Source organism: Cohnella candidum (genome assembly GCF_003713065.1).
GTDB lineage: Bacteria > Bacillota > Bacilli > Paenibacillales > Paenibacillaceae > Cohnella > Cohnella candidum.
On record NZ_CP033433.1, the window covers coordinates 1,163,143 to 1,181,780 of the forward strand.

The window sequence follows — 18,638 nt, forward strand, 5'->3', positions numbered from 1 at the left end:
AAGTGGCTGCGGCACAAGCAGCCACTTTTCTTTCTTAACGGAAGGAGAATGTCGTCATGCGCGTCGTGTTTATCGGAGACATCGTCGGCAACGTCGGCCGGGATACCGTCAAACGTCTGCTGCCATGGATCGAGGAGAAGTATCATCCTAACATCATCATCGCCAACGGGGAAAACGCCGCGGGAGGCCGGGGAATCAACGCCGCCATTACGCGAGACTTATATGATTGGGGCGTCCATGGCATCACCATGGGCAACCACACATGGGACAACCGGGAAATTTTCGATTTCATCGACGACGAGTCGCGAATGGTCCGTCCCGCGAATTTGCCGGCCGGATCTCCAGGTAAGGGCTCTATGCTCATCAAAGCGAACGGCAAGGAGCTGGGTGTCGTCAACCTGATGGGTCGTACTTTCCTGCCGCCATCCGACGATCCCTTCCGCACGGCGGACGAGCTGATCGCCGAGCTGCGGAAGAAAACGAAATGCATTCTCGTGGACTTCCACGCCGAAGCGACGAGCGAGAAAATCGCCATGGGCTGGTACCTGGACGGCAGAGCGTCTCTCGTCGTCGGAACGCACACCCACGTGCAAACCCACGACAACCGCATTCTCCCTCAAGGTACGGCCTATGTCACGGACGCCGGCATGACCGGCCCTCGCGACGGCGTGCTGGGGATGGAGAGGGAAGGCGTGCTGCGCAAATTCCTGACAGGTCTTCCTTCCCGGTTCGTGGTGGACGAAGGCAAATGGACGTTAAACGGCGTTTTCGTCGAAATCGACGAGGCTACCGGCCATGCTCAGAAGGTCCAATTGATCCGCACGGATGAAGATTCTTGGATTGCGACGTAATTTTCTAAAAATTTCTGCAATTTCCGCTTACCGCCCTTTTGGAAAGAAGGAATTATTGGTCGGCTCACCGAATAGTATCCGTTAGTGAGCCCAACCTTTGATTCCGATGCAGTCGGTCAGACCATGCCGGCATTAGCGGCATGTCGGCCGGTTCCCAAGAGGAGGTACTGGACATGGACGTTTTGAAAGTTTCCGCAAAATCCAATCCAAACTCCGTTGCAGGAGCGCTCGCCGGCGTCCTGCGCGAACGCGGAAACGCCGAGCTACAAGCGATCGGGGCGGGTGCTCTGAACCAGGCGATTAAAGCCGTGGCGATCGCGAGAGGGTTTGTGGCACCAAGCGGGGTCGACTTGATTTGCATCCCGGCTTTTACGGATATCGTCATCGACGGGGAGGATCGGACGGCAATCAAGCTGATCGTAGAGCCTCGCTGAAAGAAGAAAGCGAACCGAATAAACGACGACCTGCCAGCGTTCTGACGAGCCGGCCGCAGCCACGTGCCGCGTTGCCGTAACCCGAAGACGCCTGACAGGTTTTTTTGTGTGATTCGATAAAATCAGGGAACCCGCGGAAGGAGGAAATGTCGTATGTTTACCGCCGACCTTCATTGCGACGTCATCAGTAAAATGCTGCTGCACCCCGGCCTGAGCCTGCTCCAGCCCGACGATCGGCTGGACGTGACCGCAGAGCGGCTCAAACAAGGAAACGTGGAGCTGCAGGTGTTCGCGCTGTACCTCCCCGAGGCGCTGCCCAAACAGCCGGAGACGGTGTTCCGGGCCGCGGAGGCGTATTGGAGCGGCGTGCTCGCGCATCCGGATATTCGGCCCGTGCTGCGAGGTTCCGACGTCGACGTCGTCACTGGTAAGGAGCCGATCGGGGCGTTGCTTTCCCTGGAGGGCGTCGACGGCCTGCAGGGCCAATTTTGGGCGCTGAGGCTGCTCTATCGCCTTGGGTTGCGCTTGCTGGGACCGACATGGAACCACGCGAATTGGGCCTGCGACGGCGCGACGGAGCCGCGCGGAGGCGGTTTGACCCGGGCCGGCAAACAACTGGTTGCCGAGTGCGAAGGGTTGGGTATCCTGTTGGATGTGTCCCATTTGTCGGATCGGGGCTTTTGGGACTTGGCCAACATGGCACGGCGGCCGTTTTTCGCTTCGCATTCGAACGTTCGGGCGCTCGTGCCGCAATCGCGGAATTTAACGGACGACCAGATCCGCGCGATCGCCGCGGTGGACGGGGTGATCGGCGTCACGTTCGTTCCCTGGTTTTTGACCGGTCAGGAGCCCGCGAGAATCGAAGACGTCCTCCGCCATGTGGAGTACGTGTGCTCGATCGCGGGGCCGAGGCACGTCGCGTTCGGCTCCGATTTCGACGGGATCGAACGGCACGCTCGAGGCTTGGCCCAACCCGGCCAATACCCGGTCCTGGCCGAAGCGCTGCTGAAGCGATTCCCTGAAGATCAGGTGAGAGGATTCATGGGCGGAAACGCCAAACGATTCTTCTCAAAAAATCTCCCAAACTGAATTGTCGGCCTCACATCCATCTCTTTCCGATATCGTTTCCATCGAAAAGAACTATCTTTTAATCCCGACGATTTGTCTTGCATTTTGTTAGACCGAAACATAAAATTTATATGGTTAATGTTAAAAATTTATCATCATACATCGCACTACCGTCACGGAAAAGATTAAGAGGAGATGGACACTGTGATCAGTCAACTGTCATGGAAAATTGGCGGCCAGCAAGGGGAAGGCGTTGAGAGTACCGACCGTATTTTCTCGACCGCATTGAACCGGCTGGGTTATTACCTGTACGGGTACCGTCACTTTTCCTCGCGGATCAAAGGCGGACACACGAATAACAAAATCCGCATCAGCACGAAGCCGATTCGCGCGATCTCGGACGACTTGGACATCCTGGTGGCATTCGACCAGGAGAGCATCGATTTGAACGCGGGCGAGCTTCGTCCCGGCGGCGTCGTCGTCGCCGACGCGAAATTCTCGCCGACGCTTCCCGAAGGCATCCAAGCGCGTCTGTTCGCCGTTCCGATCACGGCAATCGCGGAAGAGCTCGGCACATCCCTGATGAAGAACATGGTCGCATCCGGCGCGTCCTGGGCGCTGCTCGGCCTGCCGATCGAAGTGTTCAACCAAGCGGTGGAAGAAGAGTTCGGACGTAAAGGACCCGCGATCGTCGAGAAGAACATCGAAGCGGTGCGCCGCGGATCCGAATTCGTGCTGGAGCAAGCCGGCGGACCGCTCGAAGAGTTCAAGCTCGAGCCTGCCGACGGCGTGCAAAAGCTGTTCATGATCGGCAACGAAGCGATGGCCCTGGGCTCGATCGCCGGCGGCTGCCGCCTCATGTCCGCCTATCCGATCACGCCTGCCTCCGAAATCATGGAATATTTGATCAAGAAGCTGCCGAAATTCGGCGGTACCGTCGTCCAGACGGAAGACGAAATCGCCGCCGTCACGATGGCGATCGGCGCCAACTACGCCGGCGTCCGCACGATGACCGCTTCCGCAGGTCCGGGCCTGTCCCTGATGATGGAAGCGATCGGCCTTTCCGGCATGACGGAAACTCCGCTCGTCATCATCGATACCCAGCGCGGCGGTCCTTCCACGGGCCTTCCGACGAAGCAGGAGCAATCCGACATCAACGCGCTGATCTACGGTACCCACGGCGAGATTCCGAAGCTGGTCGTCGCTCCGAGCACCATCGAAGAGTGCTTCTACGATGTCATCGAAGCGTTCAACCTGGCTGAACAGTACCAAATCCCGGTCATCGTCGCGACTGACCTGCAGTTGTCGCTCGGCAAGCAATCCTGCGACGTGCTGGATTTCGATTCCATTCAACTCAACCGCGGCAAACTCATCGAAGGCGAACTGCCGGCTCTGGAAGAGAACCGCATGTTCAAGCGCTACGAGTTCACCGAAGACGGCGTTTCCCCGCGTGTCGTTCCGGGCATGAAATACGGAATCCACCACGTGACCGGCGTCGAGCACGACCAGGAAGGCCGTCCTTCCGAGAACGCTCTGAACCGTCAGAAAATGATGGACAAACGCCTCGGCAAAGTTCAATCGCTCCGCGTGACCAACGCGGTGAAAGTGATCGCGGAAGATCCGACCGCCGACATCCTGATCGTCGCCATGGGTTCGACCGGCGGCACGATCGAGGAAGCCCGCGATCGTTTGACGCAAGACGGCGTCAAAACCGCGCACGTGACGGTTCGCCAAATGCATCCGTTCCCGAACGAGCTGCTCGAGCCGCATCTGCAGTCGGCGAAGAAAGTCGTCGTTCTCGAGAATAACGCGACCGGACAGCTGGCTAACCTGATCAAGCAAAACCTCGGCTACCACGATAAGATCCAAAACGTCGTGAAATACGACGGCACGCCGTTCCTGCCTTCGGAAGTCTACAAAGCCTGCAAGGAGCTGAACTAAGATGGCGACATTCAAAGAGTTTCGCAATAACGTCAAGCCGAACTGGTGCCCGGGCTGCGGAGACTTCTCCGTTCAGGCGGCGATCCAGCGCGCGGCTGCGAACGTAGGCCTCGAGCCTGAGCAGCTGGCCGTCATTTCCGGTATCGGATGCTCCGGCCGGATCTCCGGTTACATCAACGCGTACGGCCTGCACGGCATCCATGGCCGCGCTCTTCCGATCGCGCAAGGCGTGAAGCTGGCGAACCGCGAGCTGACCGTCATCGCTTCCGGCGGCGACGGTGACGGATTCGCGATCGGCATGGGACATACGGTCCATGCGATCCGCCGTAACCTGGACGTGACCTACATCGTCATGGACAACCAAATCTACGGCCTGACCAAAGGGCAAACGTCCCCCCGCAGCGCCGAAGGTTTCAAAACGAAATCGACGCCGGAAGGCTCGATCGAGACCACGCTGTCCCCGCTCGAAATCGCCCTGTCCGCAGGCGCGACGTTCGTGGCGCAATCGTTCTCCAGCGATCTGAAGCAGCTGACGGCCCTGATCGAAGAGGGCATCAAGCACAAAGGCTTCTCGCTGATCAACGTGTTCAGCCCTTGCGTAACGTTCAACAAAGTCAACACGTACGACTGGTTCAAGGAAAACATCGTCAACCTGGAGCAATTCCCGGAATACGATCCGTCGAACCGCGTTGCGGCCATGAACAAAATCATGGAGACGCACGGCATGCTGACGGGCCTGATCTATCAGGACAAAGCACGCAAATCTTACGAGGATCTGGCCGTCGGCTTCAAAGAGCAAGGCCTGGCCAAGCAGAAGCTGGAGCTGTCCCGCGAAGATTTCGACAAATTGTTGACCGAATTCAAGTAATCGCCTGAAAATATCGGAATTGCGAAGCGCGCGGGTTTGGACCCGCGCGCTTCTTGCGTTACAATGGAAGAAAAAAGGCGGTGGAGCCCATGCAGGAACCGAAAAAAGTGCCGATTGGCGTCTCGGCTCGCCACATCCACTTGACGCAGGAGCATGTCGAAATCTTGTTTGGCCCGGGCGCCAAATTGACCGAGTTCAAGCCGCTCTCCCAGCCCAAGCAATACGCCGCGAACGAGATGGTAGCGGTATACGGCCCCAAAGGCTCGTTTCCGAAAGTCCGCATCCTCGGTCCGGCCCGAAACTTGACCCAGTTGGAAATTTCCCGTACCGACGCCTTCGTTCTCGGGATAAAAGCGCCGGTCCGCGAATCCGGGAATATCGCCGATACGCCCGGCGTTCGTATCGTGGGTCCGGCCGGCGAAGTGACGGTGAACGAAGGCGTTATCGTCGCCGCCCGCCATATTCATTTCCATACGTCCGATGCCGAAAGATGGGGCATTCAGGACAAGCAGATGCTGCGGGTGAGAATCGGAGGCGAACGGGGAGTCGTTTTCGAGAAAGTGCTGGCTCGCGTCTCCGACAACTTCGCGCTCGACATGCACATCGACACCGACGAGGGGAACGCGGCCGGCGTCACGACGGGCGAATTCGGAGAGATTTTGGACTAATCCGTTAAGGGAGGAGCCGATCTGTGCGGATAATCGTGGCTCCCGATTCGTTTAAAGGCTCCGCCACCGCTCGAGAGTTATGCGAATGCATCCGGGCCGGCATCCAAGACGCCGATCCGAACGCGGAAGCGATCCTGATGCCGATGGCGGACGGCGGGGAAGGCACCGTGGACAACCTCGTTCTCGCTACGGGCGGAAAGACGATCCGTCGCCGCGTGTCCGATCCCCTTGGACGCCCGGTCGAAGCGGCATACGGCGTTCTCGGGGACGGGGTAACAGCCGTCATCGAGGCCGCCCAAGCTTCCGGCTTGACGCTGCTGAAGCCGGAGGAGCGGAATCCGCTGCTGACGAGCAGTTATGGAACGGGCGAGTTGATCTTGCACGCACTCGAAGCGGGATACCGCCGGTTCCTCATCGGCCTCGGAGGCAGCGCCGTGAACGACGGCGGAGCCGGGATGTTGAGGGCGCTTGGAATGCGCTTGCTGAACGCGGACGGCGAACCTCTGCCGGATGGCGGCGGCGCGTTGGCGGAGCTGTCCGGCATCGATTTATCCGGTTTGGATCCGCGGCTGGCGGAAGCCGAGTTCAAGATGGCAAACGATGTCTCGAACCCGCTTTGCGGGCCGCAAGGCGCCTCCTCGGTGTTCGGTCCCCAGAAAGGCGCAACGCCGGAAATGATTCGGCAATTGGACGAAGGACTCTTACGGTACGGCAAGGTTCTCTCGCAGGCGACAGGGACGGAAGTCGCGGAGCTTCCGGGAAGCGGCGCCGCCGGCGGAATGGGAGCGGCGCTGCTCTCGGTGCTGAAGGCGGAATCCCGGCCGGGAATCGAATGGGTCATGGAACTCACCCGGTTTGAAGAGCATCTGCGAACCGCGGACCTCGTCATCACGGGCGAGGGCAGGCTGGACAAGCAGACGAAATTCGGTAAAGCGATCGCCGGCATCTGCGGCAAAGCAAGGTTGTACGACGTGAGCGTCATCGCGCTGTGCGGCAGTTTGGAAGTATCGGCGGAGGAGATCGAAGAGATGGGTCTCCTCGCGGCATTCTCCGTCTTGCCCGGACCGTGTTCGCTCGAAGACGCGACGGTCCATGTCGCCGCCTGGACTCGGCGGCAAACCGGGCAAATCCTTCGCATTCTTCTCTCAGGGAGACAGGCGGTCAGGAAAGACCCCGACCGTCTCCCAAGGTCGTAAAACGGCGACAAACCGAGGCTTATATGCTATAATTTTTTATTGGGTTTGCAGCCTAGGATTGAACATTGCGATCTGAGAAGGACGTGAAAATAGACATGACGAAGGAGAACGCTCCGGATCCGAAGTCCGGGAAGGATTATTCCAAATACTTCGATTTCTCCTCCGCCAAAGTCGTCAAGGAGCACGACGGCAAAACGACCTACCGCATCGGCGGCAGAGAGGTGACCGTCCATTCCGCTCCCTCGTACAAAGACGAGAAACGGCGGGGCAAGGAGGATATCCGGGTCCACTACGAAGAAGCCGTGCCGGAAGAGTTCAAGACGCTCGGAGCAGGCAAAAAATATTTGATTTACACGTACGGATGCCAGATGAACGAGCACGATACCGAAGTGATGCGCGGCCTGTTCGAAGAAATGGGCTACGCGCCTACGGAGGAGCGCGCCGAAGCGGACGTCATCCTGCTGAATACGTGCGCGATCCGCGAGAACGCGGAGGACAAGGTGTTCGGCGAGCTGGGCCACCTGAAGACGCTGAAAACGGAGAAGCCCGAGCTCATCCTCGGCGTCTGCGGCTGCATGTCGCAGGAAGCTTCCGTAGTCAACCGCATTATGCAGAAGCACGCGCACGTCGACATCATTTTCGGCACGCACAACATCCATCGTCTGCCGCAGCTGCTGCAGGAAGCTCACTTCGGCAAGGAAATGGTCGTCGAGGTGTGGTCCAAGGAAGGCGACATCATCGAGAACCTTCCGAAGAAACGCGAAGGCCTTCGCGCTTGGGTGAACATCATGTACGGCTGCGACAAGTTCTGCACGTACTGCATCGTTCCCTACACGCGAGGCAAGGAGCGCAGCCGCCTGCCGGAGGATGTCATCGCCGAGGTTCGCGAGCTCGCTCGCCAAGGCTTCAGGGAAATTACGCTGCTCGGCCAGAACGTGAACGCGTACGGCAAAGATTTCTCGGACCGGAATTACCGTTTCGGGGACTTGATGGACGATATCCGCAAAATCGACATCCCGCGCGTCCGCTTCACGACGTCGCACCCGAGGGATTTCGACGATCACCTGATCGAAGTGCTGGCCCGCGGCGGCAACCTGGTGGAGCACATCCACCTGCCTGTGCAATCCGGCAGTACGGAGATCCTGAAGCGGATGAGCCGGAAATACTCCCGCGAGCACTTCCTGGAGCTGGTACGCAAAATCCGGACCGCCATTCCGAACGCCGTGCTGACGACCGACATCATCGTCGGGTTCCCGGGCGAAACGGAAGAGCAATTCGAAGAAACGCTGTCGCTCGTGCGCGAAGCGAAATTCGCATCCGCGTTCACGTTCATCTACTCGCCGCGCGAAGGAACGCCGGCCGCGGAGATGGCGGACGACGTTCCTTACGATGCGAAGCAAAAACGCCTGCTGCGCTTGAACGACCTGATCGCCGAGCTGTCGCTGGAGAGCAACCTCGAGCTGGCCGGGCAAGAGGTCGAGGTGTTGGTCGAAGGCGAAAGCAAAACGAAAGCCGGCGTGCTGTCCGGCCGGACGCGTTCGAATAAGCTGATCCACTTCGAAGGTCCGAAGGAATGGATCGGGCAATTCGTGAACGTTCGCGTCACGACGCCGCAAACGTGGTATATCCGCGCGGAAGCGGTGGGCCAAGAGACGGCGGAAACGGCCGCCAACGCAGGATAAAAGAGGAGCTGACCGAAATGAGCGCACATGCGCACGATCACGACCATGACCATGACCATGAACACGGGGAAGGCTGTTCCGTTCCCGTCTTCGATAACCGCGATTTGATCGTCCGCGAGGACATTCTGGCCCGGGCCAAAGAGCTGGCGCACCTGATCACGACGACCGAAGAGGTCAGCCTGTACCAGCGTGCCGAGCGGCTGATCCAGAACAACCAGAAGGTCCAAGGGCTGATCGCCCTCATGAAGAAAAAGCAAAAAGAGCTGGTCGCGTTCGAGACGACGTTCAAGAACGAGCAGATGGTCGAGAAAATCCAGAAGGAAATCGACGAGCTTCAGGACGAATTGGACACGATGCCGGTCGTTCAGCAATTCCAGCAAAGCCAGGTGGACGTCAACTATTTGCTGCAGTCCATCGTATCGATCATCCGCGACACCGTCGCCGAGAAGGTCGACGTGGAAGCGGCCAAGCCGTCCGAGGCACCTGCCGACGGATACGGCGAATAAGAGTCAGCCCGCGAGTCAGACCGCATATCCTTGGGATGTGCGGTTTTTCGTTCCGCGGGTTGCGATGATTTGCGCGGCGTTTTATTGGCATGATAGGATACGGGAAACCAGAATGCCCGCGCGCAAGACGGATGATGAGGGATAAAGGAGTGTTCGCATGAAACCGTTCGTGTTCGAAAACCCGACGAAGCTGATCTTCGGCCGGGATCAAATCAAGCAATTGACCAACGAAGCCAAAAAACTCGGCGATCGCGTGCTGATGCTATATGGCGGAGGAAGCATCAAGCGTAACGGCGTGTATGAGGATGTCATGAAGGCGCTTCGCGATGCCGGCACGGAAGTCATTGAATTGTCCGGCGTCGATCCGAACCCGCGAATCTCGACGGTCCGCAAGGGAGCCCAGCTGTGCCGGGATAACAACCTGCAATGGGTGCTGGCCGTCGGCGGCGGCAGCGTCATCGACTGCGCCAAAGCGATCGCCGCGGCAGCCGTGTTCGACGGCGATTTCTGGGACGTCGTCAGCCATAAGCGTTCCCCGCAGGGAGCGCTGCCGCTCGGCACGGTGCTGACGCTCGCCGCGACCGGCTCGGAAATGAACGGCGGCTCGGTCATCACGAACGAGGAAACGCAGGAGAAGCTCGGCTGGGGCAGCATCCATACGTATCCGCGTTTTTCGATTTTGGATCCCGCCTACACCGCTTCGGTGCCCAAGGACCAGACGGTGTACGGCATCGTCGACATGATGTCGCACGTGTTCGAGCAGTACTTCCACCACGACGCGATGACGCCGGTGCAGGACGGCTTCTGCGAATCCGTGCTTCGGGCGATCATTCGGACCGCGCCGGAGCTGGTGCAGGACCTGGAAAACGTCGAGCTGCGCGAAACGATTCTGTATTGCGGAACGATGGCGTTGAACGGCGTTCTCTCGATGGGCGTAACGGGGGACTGGGCGAACCACGACATGGAGCACGCGGTATCCGCCGTATACGACATCCCGCACGGGGGAGGGCTTGCGATCCTGTTCCCGCATTGGATGGACTTGGCGGTGGAACGGCATCCGGAGCGTTTCGCCCAAATGGCCGTGAACGTCTTCGGCGTGGAGCCGGACGGGAAAAGCACGCTCGAGGTCGGACGTGAAGGCATCGAAGAGCTGCGGGAATTCTGGCGCTCCATCGGCGCACCGACGAGGCTGGGGGATTACGGTATCGACGACTCGAAGCTGGTGACGATGGCGGGGAAGGCCACGATCTTCGGAACGATCGGCCGTTATGTCCAGCTGACGCTGGAGGATATCGCGGGGATTTACCGCAAAGCGCTATAAAAGAACGCGAAAGGGGCCGAAGTCGGCCCCTTTGCGTTAGGGTTCAGCGTTTTTTGGCAGGTCTGACGGCCGGCACCGAAGGCCGGATCGCGGCGATGACGAAGGCGGCGACGACCGCTTTGGCGGCATCCGCCGGCAGGAACGGCACCATGCCCGCTTGTACGGCGCCCGCGAAATCGAGCTTGGCGGAGACGTGTGCGAGCCATGGCACGCCGGTGACGTAAACGAGGAGCACGCCGAAGGCGAGCAAGGCGAGCAGAAGAACGGCGAATCTCGTCGGGTTCAGCTTTTTCCGTCCCGCGAACACGCGGTCGCTGGCCCATCCGATCAGGAAGGCGGACACCGGGAACATCCAGATGAAACCGCCGGTCGGGCCGAACACTTGGGCGAAGCCTCCGGGGCCGTTCATGAGCGGAAGGCCGACGGCGGTCAGAACGACGACGAGGAAGATGCTCCAGAAGCCGTAGACGGCGCCGAGCAATCCGCCGGCCAGCATGACGGCGAAAGTCTGAAGGGAGTAAGGAACCGCCGCTCCGGGAGCGGATTTGACGAAGCTGGCTCCGATGAACAAGGCGGCGAACAGGGCGACGAACACGATGCCCCGGATCCACCGGCTGGCGTCCGCCGCGGAAGAGCGGGAGCGGGCCGTAGAGGGTGTTGCGGATTCTGGTTTGGTCATTGTCAAATCTCCTTTCAAATGTTAACCTTGTCGTAACGAACTGGTTAACATTTCGGATTGTAGCATGGGGAAACCGGATTTGGGAAGAGGGTTTTCGGAAAAATGGCACAATCAGCCTATGTCGCCGTTTCGGAGCATCCGCTTCGGTTCAGCGGCGTTTCGGTATATGCCGCCCTGGATGACGGGGAAACGGTCCCGCTGCTGGAAGAGATCGAGCTCACGGTAAATGCCGGTGAATGGGTGAACATGGCCGGCGTCAACGGAAGCGGGAAGTCGACTTTGGCGAGGCTGCTGGCCGGACTCCATGTGGAAGGAAGCGGCGGCACGTTCGAACGCGGCTTCGCGGGGGATACGGCATCCCCAATGGTGCTCCAGCGGCCGGAGGCGCAGTTGTTCGGGGAGACCCCTCGCGAAGAGGTCGCTTTCGCGCTGGAATGGCGCGAGGTGCCGCCGGAACGGATGCCCTCGGCGACGGAGCGGTCGCTTGCCGCGGTCGGGTTAACGGAATATGCGGATACAAGATGGGAAGGGTTGTCCGGCGGGCAGAAGCAGCTCGCCGCCGTGGCGGCCGCAGCCAGCGTCGCTTCGCCGCTCATCGTATTCGATGAGGCCACGTCGATGCTCGACGACGCCAACCGGATGCGGGTGAAGCAACTCGCCAAGGAGATGCAGCGCGCGGGGACGGCGGTCGTCTGGGTGACGCAGCGGCTCGATGAGCTCGGCCCGGAAGAGCGCGTCGTCGCCATGGACGGGGGACGGATTCTCTATGACGGAGACGGACGCGCGTTTTTCTATGGTAACGGGGAACGGCTTTCCCCTTGCGAAGCCTGCGGGCTGCGGTTGCCTTATCTGGCGTCTTTGGCTTTGGAATTGAAAAAAAGAGGACGGCTGGCCGATCCTCTTCCGCTGAGCGATCAAGAATGGCAAGAGGTGTGGGGAAGTGGCGGAAACGGAACGGGAATCGCCGATTGACGGGGGATTCCGGGGAATCGCATTAACGTTAGAAGGGACCTCCAAGCTGACGCTCGAGCCCGGCACGTTGACGCTTGTCATGGGGGCAAACGGCGCCGGCAAAACGGTGTTTCTCGAGAAGGCGGCCGGTTTGCGCGAGCCCGAAGGGCTGGCGTTTCGCTATGGCGCGGAGCCGCTTTGGATTCGGTCGTCCGTCACGGGCCGCCCGAAATTGAATCCGAAAGCGCTGCTGCTCTTCGGTTATGCCGGACAATCGCCGGAGCAGGGGCTTTTCCTGCGCTCCGTACAAGAGGAGATCGATTACTCTCTTCGGCCTTATAAGAAATCCGCCGGATCCCGCAAATCCTCTACGGGCGATGCGGCCGCCGGCGCCCTGGCCGCGGTCGGCTGGGACGAAAGCTGGCTTACGAGAGACCCGTTTCGGATGAGCGGCGGAGAAAGGCGCCGGGCATCGCTCGCGGCATTGTTCGCCACTCCGGCGCCTTGGCTGCTGCTCGATGAGCCGACGGCCGGGTTGGATCGGGACGGACATCGTGTATTAGGGGAACATCTGGAACGGCTGAAACGGGACGGAAGAGGGATTCTGCTCGTGTCCCATGATGCCGATTGGGCGCTGCCACTGGCTGATCGGGTGCTGCTGATCCACCCGGACGGCGGCATGTCGGATTGCCGTCCGGAGCAGCTGGTTGCCGAACCGGAACGCTTGGAACGCGCCGGCATGCAGGTGCCGGCGTGGATGCGCGTTCTCAGGCGGGCATGGCAAGCGGGCTTGGGCATCGATGGGGCAAGCGGTTGGCATCCGGCTGAGGCCGCTGAAGCATTGTGCCGCCCGGAATCGCAGGCGGCAGTCGCACGGGAGCTTCCGGAGCATCGGGCCGGAGCACTCGCTCAGCTGGGAATGCCTAAGCGCCGCAAAGAAGAAGCGCGTACGAGCCCGCTGACCGGGTTCGATCCCCGCGCGATCTGGTTCGGCTACGTGCTGTTGTCGGTCGGATTGTTTTCGTTGTCGTCGTGGGGAGGGCTGGCCGCCGGTCTGGCGGTCGTCTGTGTGATCCTCGCGGCCGCGAGGATTCCATTGCTGCGCTGGAGAGGCATCATCGCCGGATTCATCGTTTTCGGAACCCTGCTCGCCGCATGGGCGGCGTTGGATTTCAACCCGCCGGGAAGCGGGCTTGTCGGATGGGATTTCGAGGTATTCGCGGGGACGATGTTTCCGTTCGCCCGGACGCTGACCGTCCTGCTCATCGGGCTCGGGGTGCCGCTCGTCATGACGCCGCTGTCGCTGCGAAGGGCGCTGGAGCAGCTCGCGACGCGGAAGGACCGCGTTCCCGCGTTCTGGCAGCGGATCGTGCTGACCGTAACGCTCACCGTACGGTTCGTTCCCGTGCTCCTCGCGGAGTGGGAACGGTTCGGCCGGATCTTCCTCGCCAGGGGCAAGGAGACCGGCCGCTCGCCGGGAATTTGGTTCCGCCGGCTGCGGGGAGTTACGCTGCCGCTGCTGCTCGCGTTGTTCCGGCTGGCCGACGAGGTAGCGGTCGCCCTCGAAAGCCGAGGCGTGCGCGGCGACGTTCAGCCGACGCGGAGCTCCCGCCTGAAATGGCGGGCGAAGGATACCGCTTTGGCGACGTGCGCGGCGATTTTAGCGGGCTTGCTGTGGTTCGCCGGCTGAAGCGACCAGGCTTCGGCGTCGGAAATAGAATGCCGCGAGTATGGAAGCGCCCAAGCCTAAGGCGCCGCCGAACAGGAAGCCCGCTTCGAGGCCGCCGAGCGCGTTTAAACCGCCGGCCAGATAGGGGCCGAGGAACATGCCGACCGAATAGACCGATTGGTACAATCCCATGGCCGACGCGCGCAGCGACGGGGGAAAATCCTGAATGGCCATGCCGAGCAGGAGCGGGAAGTACAGCGCTTGTGCCGCGCCGTTGAACGCTTGGGTGACGGCCAGCCAGCCCAGCGTATGGGTTAAAGGAATGGCCGCGGTGAACGCTCCCGCGAGCAGGAAGCCGGCGATGATCATGCGGCGATTTCCGAGCTTGGGAGCTAAGTAACGCCCGGCAATCAGGGAGACGAGCGCGTGGGGGACCATGAAAGCGGCGACGATGCCGGTCAGCCCGGCTTCGCCGGCCCCCATTTTCACCGCTTGCAGCGGCGTGAAGCCGAACATCGTAATGAACAGGATGCCGTGCGCCATGAGCGAGAGGGAAGACACTTTCCATAATGCGGCCGATCGGAACACGCGGGAAACGGCCGGTTTTTCCTCGGTCGTCACCTTCGCCGAAACCGGGCCTGCCGCCGCCGGCTCGCGAATGCACAGCACGACAAGTATGCCTAGAACGGCGACCGCGATACCGGTCTTGAACGCGGCGTCGTACCCGCCCCAATCGGTCAGCCAGCCGCTGCCGAGCATGCCGGCCAGTTGGCCCGATACCGTCAGAAACTGCAAGGTGCCCATCGCCTGACCGGTGCGGCTGCTTGGAAAGCAAGAGGCGTACAGCACGGAGAAAGGCACCCAGGCCGATGCGCAGAGGCCGGCGATCAACCGTGCGGCCAGCGGACCGCCCCACGTACCGGGCAGCAGGAAGAGCGCGCAGCTCACCGCGCCGGCGAGCATGCCGGCGATCAGGAAAGGCTTCCTTCTCGACATGGCGTCCGAGTAGAGGCCGAGCGGAAGGCGCACGGCGATTTGCGTCAGGCCGTAACTGCCCAGCACGAAGCCGATCATGCCGACGGAAATGCCGCGATATTCCAGGTATGGCGTCAAGATCGGCACGTATACATACATGCACGCCCAATAGAGTAAAGTCGCCGCGCTGAGAAGAACCAGGCGGGTCCGGTCATTTTCGGTTGAAGTTCCAAGCTGAGACATCCTTCCGTTCCTCCCGGAAAATTCGCTTCCCCTACTATATACCTCACGGCCCGATCCGTCACCATAGAGACGCAGAGGGCCGTTTCTTCTTTTCCGGTTCCCGTATATTTTTGATAAGATGGAAGATATCCCCGCATGAAGGAGAGAGGGTACGATGGACGCGTTTGATCCCCAGCGTACGTTTGAGTTAATAGAGAGAGAAGTCGGCGCCCGGCTGCAAGCCCGGGGTTACGCGATCACCAAGCAGGATTTCATCGCTCATGCAGAGGGTACGAGATATACGATATTCAGCCGTCCCTCCGGCCATGTCCGTCTTACTTGGGACGGCAGAGCGCAGAAGTTCATCCTGCGTTCCTACCGCAAGGGAAGCGCCATCGTCCGGACGCTTCGCATGACGCTATTAGGCCGTCACGACCTGGACAAGCTGGAGCATGAAACGATCGTCCGCGCGGAAGAATGGCGTTCCCTTGGCGAGGAAGAATGGATCCGCAAATTCACGGATAAGTTGTGACGAGCGAACGGGGAGTGGAGAACATGCCTTTGAAATGGCTGGAGTGGGCGAAACAGATTCAGGCAATCAGCCAGGCGGGACTGGAATATTCGAAGGACCCCTACGATTTGGAACGGTTCCAGATGCTGAGGGAGCTCAGCGTCAATATCCTGCATGAGTATACGGAAGTGGAAACCGAGAAGATCGCGGAACTGTTCGCCGGGGAAACCGGCTATGCCACACCTAAGGTTGACGTACGGGGAGTCGTGTTCCGGGACGGCAAAATCCTGCTCGTGCGCGAGCGGATCGACGGCGCATGGGCGCTGCCCAGCGGGTGGGCCGACATCGGCCTGACGCCGAAAGAGGTCGTCACGAAGGAAGTGAAAGAGGAAGCCGGGTTCGACGTAACGCCCGTGCGGCTGCTCGGGGTGCTGGACAAAAAATGCCACGATCATCCTCCTTCCCCCTGGCACGTGTATAAAATGTTCATTTTGTGCGAGATCGCAGGCGGCAAGGCCGAATCGGGCATGGAGACGCTGCAGGTGGATTTTTTCGGGGAAGACGAGCTGCCCGAGCTGTCCACGGAACGGAACACGGAGCGGCAAATCCGCTGGCTGTTCGAAGCCGTCCGATCCGGAAACGCGGAAACCTTGCTGGACTGAATATGCGCAACAGGAGATGACGGGGAGATGCAAGTGCAGGGACTGAATCATTTTTGTTTTTCGGTAGCGGATTTGGACCGTTCGATCGCGTTCTACCGGGAAGCGTTCGGAGCGAAGCTTCTCGTGAAAGGCCGCAAGCTGGCGTATTTCGACTTGAACGGCTTATGGATCGCGCTGAACCAGGAAGACATCGACCGAAGCCGTACGAACGGCAGCTATACCCATATCGCGTTTACCGTGTCGGAGGAGGATTTCGACTCGCTTCGGGATCGTCTGGAAAAGGCGGGGGCGGAGAATTTGCCGGGGCGTGCTCGCGACGAGCGGGACAAGCGTTCCGTCTATTTCCGCGACCCGGACGGACATCTGTTCGAGTTCCATACCGGAAGCCTGCAGGACCGTCTGGATTACTATCGCGCGGAAAAAGACCACATGGAATTCTATCCGGAGTGAAACGGGGGTGCCGGCGTCATGAAACGCGCGTTGACGGGAATCGTACTCGCGGTTGTTTTGTTGCTCGCGGCCGGCTGCCGCACGTCGCACGAATCGGATGACCAATTCTTGCAGCGTTTTATGGGAACGTGGAAATACGAGGAGAATGGGGAAACGTACACGCTGGATTTGAAGGACAATGTCGAGACGGTGGGCGTCTATCAATCGGAAACGCTGTCCCGCGGGGAATTCAAGATCGACGAGTTGAATCGTGACGTGCCGTATATCGTCATTCACGGGTTCAGCGAAGATCTGACGGCCGCCCAACCGGGAAGCAAAACCGAGTATTACAGCAAATTGACGCTGACGGAGAACGACTCGAAGCTTCTGTACGTATATGATTACAAACGCGAAAAAATCGAGAGCGTGTGGCATCGGTAAACCGCGGGATCGGCGAGGGGAGCGAAGCGAATGGGCCATCTGCACGGCGAACGCATTACGCTGAGGGAGTACCGGTACGAAGATTTGTCCTATATGCGCGAATGGGTGAACGATCACGAGGTCACGGGCACGCTGTACGACAACTTTTTATATCCGCAAACCGACACGGAAACGGAATCGTTTCTGAACGCGATGGTGGATGGGAAGACCGACAGAAAGGGCTTCATCATCAGCCTTCGCGATACGCTGGAGTACATCGGGCAGATCGACTTGAACGCGATCGACTGGAGAAACCGGGCGGCTTCGCTCGGCATCGTCATCGGCAGAAAGGAATATCACGGCCAAGGCTACGGCAGGGAAGCGATCGGGCTGCTGCAGCAATTCGTTTTCGACACGTTGAACTTGAACCGGCTGCATCTCGACGTTTACGAGTTTAACCAGAGAGCGTTCCGGTGCTACTTGAGCTGCGGCTTCGTGGAGGAAGGGCGCCTTCGCAAACGGCTTTTCCGGGACGGCCGTTACTGGGACGTCATTCAAATGAGCATCCTCAAGGACGAATGGGAGCAGCAAAAGTCTGCGGAGGAAAGAGAAGCGGCGCAATAGAAAAGCCGGACCGAGTTTCCGATCCGGCAGGTTATCCGATTCGATTATAGGAGAGATCTCAGCAGGGAGGCCGCGGACCGGAGTCTGGGCCTCCTTAAGTTTTCTTTCACGTAACGGTAGTCGGTCAGCGTCACCCCGGCATCCCTCATGGCGTCGCCGAAATCCGGGTCCAGCATGAGCTTGTACTCCCAAACCCTTTTGCGCCAATGAGGGATGTTTTCGAGCATCCAGGGGTCTTCGACGCCAGGGTGGATGTACGTTTCCACGACGCCTTCGGGCAGCCGGTACAGCTTGTCGATCAGCGATTGCTTGAACGAGTCGTACGTCTCCCCGTCTTCCACGTGGAAAGGATGGCTCAGCAGGTAGTCGGGCACGCCGACGCCAAGCGTATCCGCCAGGGCGACGACCTTGTCCACCGTTTTCTGCACGTTCGGAATGGAAGCCAGAAAACGGTCGTTTGGATCCACATAGCGGAAAAGCCGGAAGGGGAGACCCCTGCGCGAGCACTGCCACAGGGCGGACGGCAAATAGCTGCGCCCGGTCTCCAAGCCGTACAGGCTTCCCATATGGTTATCGGCATGGGTCAGGGTCAGACCGGATTTGCGGGCTTTATCGAACTGAGCCAGAATCTCCACCTTGACGGCCGCGGCGTCCGACCGGATTTCGAACTCCTTGACCGTCATCGGCATGTTGCCGGTGGCGTCCTGCAAGGACGGATGCCCGGTCAAGCTCGGCCAGCGCAGCGCGCTGAATTCGCTCGTGAAGGTGAGATGAAGTCCGATAGAGGCGTGTTTGTTATTGCGCGCCCACGCCGCGGCTTCTTCATAGCCGGGCGCAGGCGTCATGATGGTGGCGGAGGAAACCTTCCTCTCTTCCAGCAGATGCATGACCGCTTGGTTGATCGCCGGGCTTTGGCCGAAATCGTCGCAGTTCAAGATGAGCAGCTTCATGAACGATGCCT

At 59.8% G+C, this 18,638-nt stretch carries 20 protein-coding genes; 17 read left to right on the forward strand and 3 right to left on the reverse strand.

Annotated features, from left to right (window positions below; translation table 11 throughout):
* The first annotated feature begins 56 nt into the window (after nt 1-56).
* The 10 genes from EAV92_RS05400 (at nt 57) to EAV92_RS05445 (ending at nt 10,535) form a co-directional block, all read left to right on the forward strand.
* A complete protein-coding gene (locus EAV92_RS05400) occupies nt 57-851 on the forward strand; it encodes a TIGR00282 family metallophosphoesterase (protein ID WP_123040115.1) in 795 nt (264 codons plus the stop codon).
* A gap of 173 nt (nt 852-1,024) precedes the next feature.
* Nucleotides 1,025-1,285 carry a stage V sporulation protein S gene (locus tag EAV92_RS05405; RefSeq protein ID WP_007430104.1) on the forward strand — a complete coding sequence of 87 codons (261 nt, stop codon included), beginning with the start codon at nt 1,025-1,027 and terminating at the stop codon, nt 1,283-1,285.
* 153 nt (nt 1,286-1,438) lie between these two features.
* Nucleotides 1,439-2,374 carry a dipeptidase gene (locus tag EAV92_RS05410; protein ID WP_123040116.1) on the forward strand — a complete coding sequence of 312 codons (936 nt, stop codon included), beginning with the start codon at nt 1,439-1,441 and terminating at the stop codon, nt 2,372-2,374.
* A gap of 183 nt (nt 2,375-2,557) precedes the next feature.
* A complete protein-coding gene (locus tag EAV92_RS05415) occupies nt 2,558-4,294 on the forward strand; it encodes a 2-oxoacid:acceptor oxidoreductase subunit alpha (protein ID WP_123040117.1) in 1,737 nt (578 codons plus the stop codon).
* Nucleotide 4,295: 1 nt separating this feature from the next.
* Nucleotides 4,296-5,162 (forward strand): 2-oxoacid:ferredoxin oxidoreductase subunit beta, encoded by an 867-nt coding sequence (locus tag EAV92_RS05420; RefSeq protein WP_123040118.1) that lies wholly within the window; start codon nt 4,296-4,298, stop codon nt 5,160-5,162.
* 89 nt (nt 5,163-5,251) lie between these two features.
* Complete coding sequence (pduL, locus tag EAV92_RS05425; RefSeq protein WP_123040119.1) at nt 5,252-5,830, forward strand: phosphate propanoyltransferase; 579 nt, start codon at nt 5,252-5,254, stop codon at nt 5,828-5,830.
* A gap of 23 nt (nt 5,831-5,853) precedes the next feature.
* Entirely contained in the window at nt 5,854-7,026 is a 1,173-nt protein-coding gene (locus EAV92_RS05430) for a glycerate kinase (protein WP_123040120.1), read from the forward strand.
* A gap of 95 nt (nt 7,027-7,121) precedes the next feature.
* Entirely contained in the window at nt 7,122-8,708 is a 1,587-nt protein-coding gene (gene miaB / locus EAV92_RS05435; protein WP_123040121.1) for a tRNA (N6-isopentenyl adenosine(37)-C2)-methylthiotransferase MiaB, read from the forward strand.
* Between the two features lie 17 nt (nt 8,709-8,725).
* Entirely contained in the window at nt 8,726-9,214 is a 489-nt protein-coding gene (locus EAV92_RS05440) for a YlbF/YmcA family competence regulator (protein ID WP_123040122.1), read from the forward strand.
* Nucleotides 9,215-9,371: 157 nt separating this feature from the next.
* Nucleotides 9,372-10,535 carry an iron-containing alcohol dehydrogenase gene (locus EAV92_RS05445; RefSeq protein ID WP_123040123.1) on the forward strand — a complete coding sequence of 388 codons (1,164 nt, stop codon included), beginning with the start codon at nt 9,372-9,374 and terminating at the stop codon, nt 10,533-10,535.
* A gap of 43 nt (nt 10,536-10,578) precedes the next feature.
* On the opposite strand, the gene EAV92_RS05450 is transcribed toward EAV92_RS05445, so the two are convergent.
* On the reverse strand, nt 10,579-11,214 hold the full coding sequence (locus EAV92_RS05450; protein ID WP_123040124.1) for a biotin transporter BioY: 636 nt from the start codon (nt 11,212-11,214) through the stop codon (nt 10,579-10,581).
* Nucleotides 11,215-11,316: 102 nt separating this feature from the next.
* Here EAV92_RS05450 and EAV92_RS05455 point away from each other — a divergent pair, with 102 nt between their 5' ends.
* A complete protein-coding gene (locus EAV92_RS05455) occupies nt 11,317-12,186 on the forward strand; it encodes an ATP-binding cassette domain-containing protein (protein ID WP_123040125.1) in 870 nt (289 codons plus the stop codon).
* On the forward strand, nt 12,155-13,855 hold the full coding sequence (locus EAV92_RS05460) for an ATP-binding cassette domain-containing protein (protein ID WP_123040126.1): 1,701 nt from the start codon (nt 12,155-12,157) through the stop codon (nt 13,853-13,855). The genes EAV92_RS05455 and EAV92_RS05460 overlap by 32 nt, the downstream gene beginning before the upstream one ends.
* On the opposite strand, the gene EAV92_RS05465 is transcribed toward EAV92_RS05460, so the two are convergent.
* On the reverse strand, nt 13,826-15,052 hold the full coding sequence (locus EAV92_RS05465; RefSeq protein WP_123040127.1) for an MFS transporter: 1,227 nt from the start codon (nt 15,050-15,052) through the stop codon (nt 13,826-13,828). The genes EAV92_RS05460 and EAV92_RS05465 overlap by 30 nt on opposite strands.
* A 154-nt stretch (nt 15,053-15,206) precedes the next feature.
* Between EAV92_RS05465 and EAV92_RS05470 the strand changes: the two genes are divergently transcribed.
* From EAV92_RS05470 to EAV92_RS05490, 5 genes are read left to right on the forward strand one after another with little or no spacing between them, the layout of a single operon-like run.
* Nucleotides 15,207-15,563: a hypothetical protein gene (locus tag EAV92_RS05470; RefSeq protein ID WP_123040128.1), complete on the forward strand. Its 357-nt coding sequence runs from the start codon at nt 15,207-15,209 to the stop codon at nt 15,561-15,563.
* Nucleotides 15,564-15,586: 23 nt separating this feature from the next.
* Entirely contained in the window at nt 15,587-16,204 is a 618-nt protein-coding gene (locus tag EAV92_RS05475; protein WP_123043587.1) for an NUDIX hydrolase, read from the forward strand.
* 27 nt (nt 16,205-16,231) lie between these two features.
* Entirely contained in the window at nt 16,232-16,654 is a 423-nt protein-coding gene (gene fosB / locus EAV92_RS05480; RefSeq protein WP_123040129.1) for a metallothiol transferase FosB, read from the forward strand.
* 18 nt (nt 16,655-16,672) lie between these two features.
* Nucleotides 16,673-17,074 carry a hypothetical protein gene (locus tag EAV92_RS05485; protein ID WP_123040130.1) on the forward strand — a complete coding sequence of 134 codons (402 nt, stop codon included), beginning with the start codon at nt 16,673-16,675 and terminating at the stop codon, nt 17,072-17,074.
* 30 nt (nt 17,075-17,104) lie between these two features.
* The gene (locus EAV92_RS05490; RefSeq protein ID WP_123040131.1) at nt 17,105-17,677 is read left to right on the forward strand and encodes a GNAT family N-acetyltransferase; all 573 of its coding nucleotides are present in this window, start codon (nt 17,105-17,107) and stop codon (nt 17,675-17,677) included.
* 44 nt (nt 17,678-17,721) lie between these two features.
* Here the strand turns inward: EAV92_RS05490 and EAV92_RS05495 are convergent, their stop codons facing one another.
* On the reverse strand, nt 17,722-18,627 hold the full coding sequence (locus EAV92_RS05495) for a polysaccharide deacetylase family protein (RefSeq protein WP_123040132.1): 906 nt from the start codon (nt 18,625-18,627) through the stop codon (nt 17,722-17,724).
* Between the last annotated feature and the right edge of the window lie 11 nt (nt 18,628-18,638).

Coding starts and splice junctions, on each gene's coding strand:
- EAV92_RS05400 (WP_123040115.1), top strand. CDS start 57: ATGCGCGTCGTGTTTATCGGAGACATCGTCGGCAACGTCGGCCGGGAT.
- EAV92_RS05405 (WP_007430104.1), top strand. CDS start 1,025: ATGGACGTTTTGAAAGTTTCCGCAAAATCCAATCCAAACTCCGTTGCA.
- EAV92_RS05410 (WP_123040116.1), top strand. CDS start 1,439: ATGTTTACCGCCGACCTTCATTGCGACGTCATCAGTAAAATGCTGCTG.
- EAV92_RS05420 (WP_123040118.1), top strand. CDS start 4,296: ATGGCGACATTCAAAGAGTTTCGCAATAACGTCAAGCCGAACTGGTGC.
- pduL (WP_123040119.1), top strand. CDS start 5,252: ATGCAGGAACCGAAAAAAGTGCCGATTGGCGTCTCGGCTCGCCACATC.
- miaB (WP_123040121.1), top strand. CDS start 7,122: ATGACGAAGGAGAACGCTCCGGATCCGAAGTCCGGGAAGGATTATTCC.
- EAV92_RS05440 (WP_123040122.1), top strand. CDS start 8,726: ATGAGCGCACATGCGCACGATCACGACCATGACCATGACCATGAACAC.
- EAV92_RS05445 (WP_123040123.1), top strand. CDS start 9,372: ATGAAACCGTTCGTGTTCGAAAACCCGACGAAGCTGATCTTCGGCCGG.
- EAV92_RS05450 (WP_123040124.1), bottom strand. CDS start 11,214: ATGACCAAACCAGAATCCGCAACACCCTCTACGGCCCGCTCCCGCTCT.
- EAV92_RS05455 (WP_123040125.1), top strand. CDS start 11,317: ATGGCACAATCAGCCTATGTCGCCGTTTCGGAGCATCCGCTTCGGTTC.
- EAV92_RS05465 (WP_123040127.1), bottom strand. CDS start 15,052: ATGTCTCAGCTTGGAACTTCAACCGAAAATGACCGGACCCGCCTGGTT.
- EAV92_RS05470 (WP_123040128.1), top strand. CDS start 15,207: ATGGACGCGTTTGATCCCCAGCGTACGTTTGAGTTAATAGAGAGAGAA.
- EAV92_RS05475 (WP_123043587.1), top strand. CDS start 15,587: ATGCCTTTGAAATGGCTGGAGTGGGCGAAACAGATTCAGGCAATCAGC.
- fosB (WP_123040129.1), top strand. CDS start 16,232: ATGCAAGTGCAGGGACTGAATCATTTTTGTTTTTCGGTAGCGGATTTG.
- EAV92_RS05485 (WP_123040130.1), top strand. CDS start 16,673: ATGAAACGCGCGTTGACGGGAATCGTACTCGCGGTTGTTTTGTTGCTC.
- EAV92_RS05490 (WP_123040131.1), top strand. CDS start 17,105: ATGGGCCATCTGCACGGCGAACGCATTACGCTGAGGGAGTACCGGTAC.
- EAV92_RS05495 (WP_123040132.1), bottom strand. CDS start 18,627: ATGAAGCTGCTCATCTTGAACTGCGACGATTTCGGCCAAAGCCCGGCG.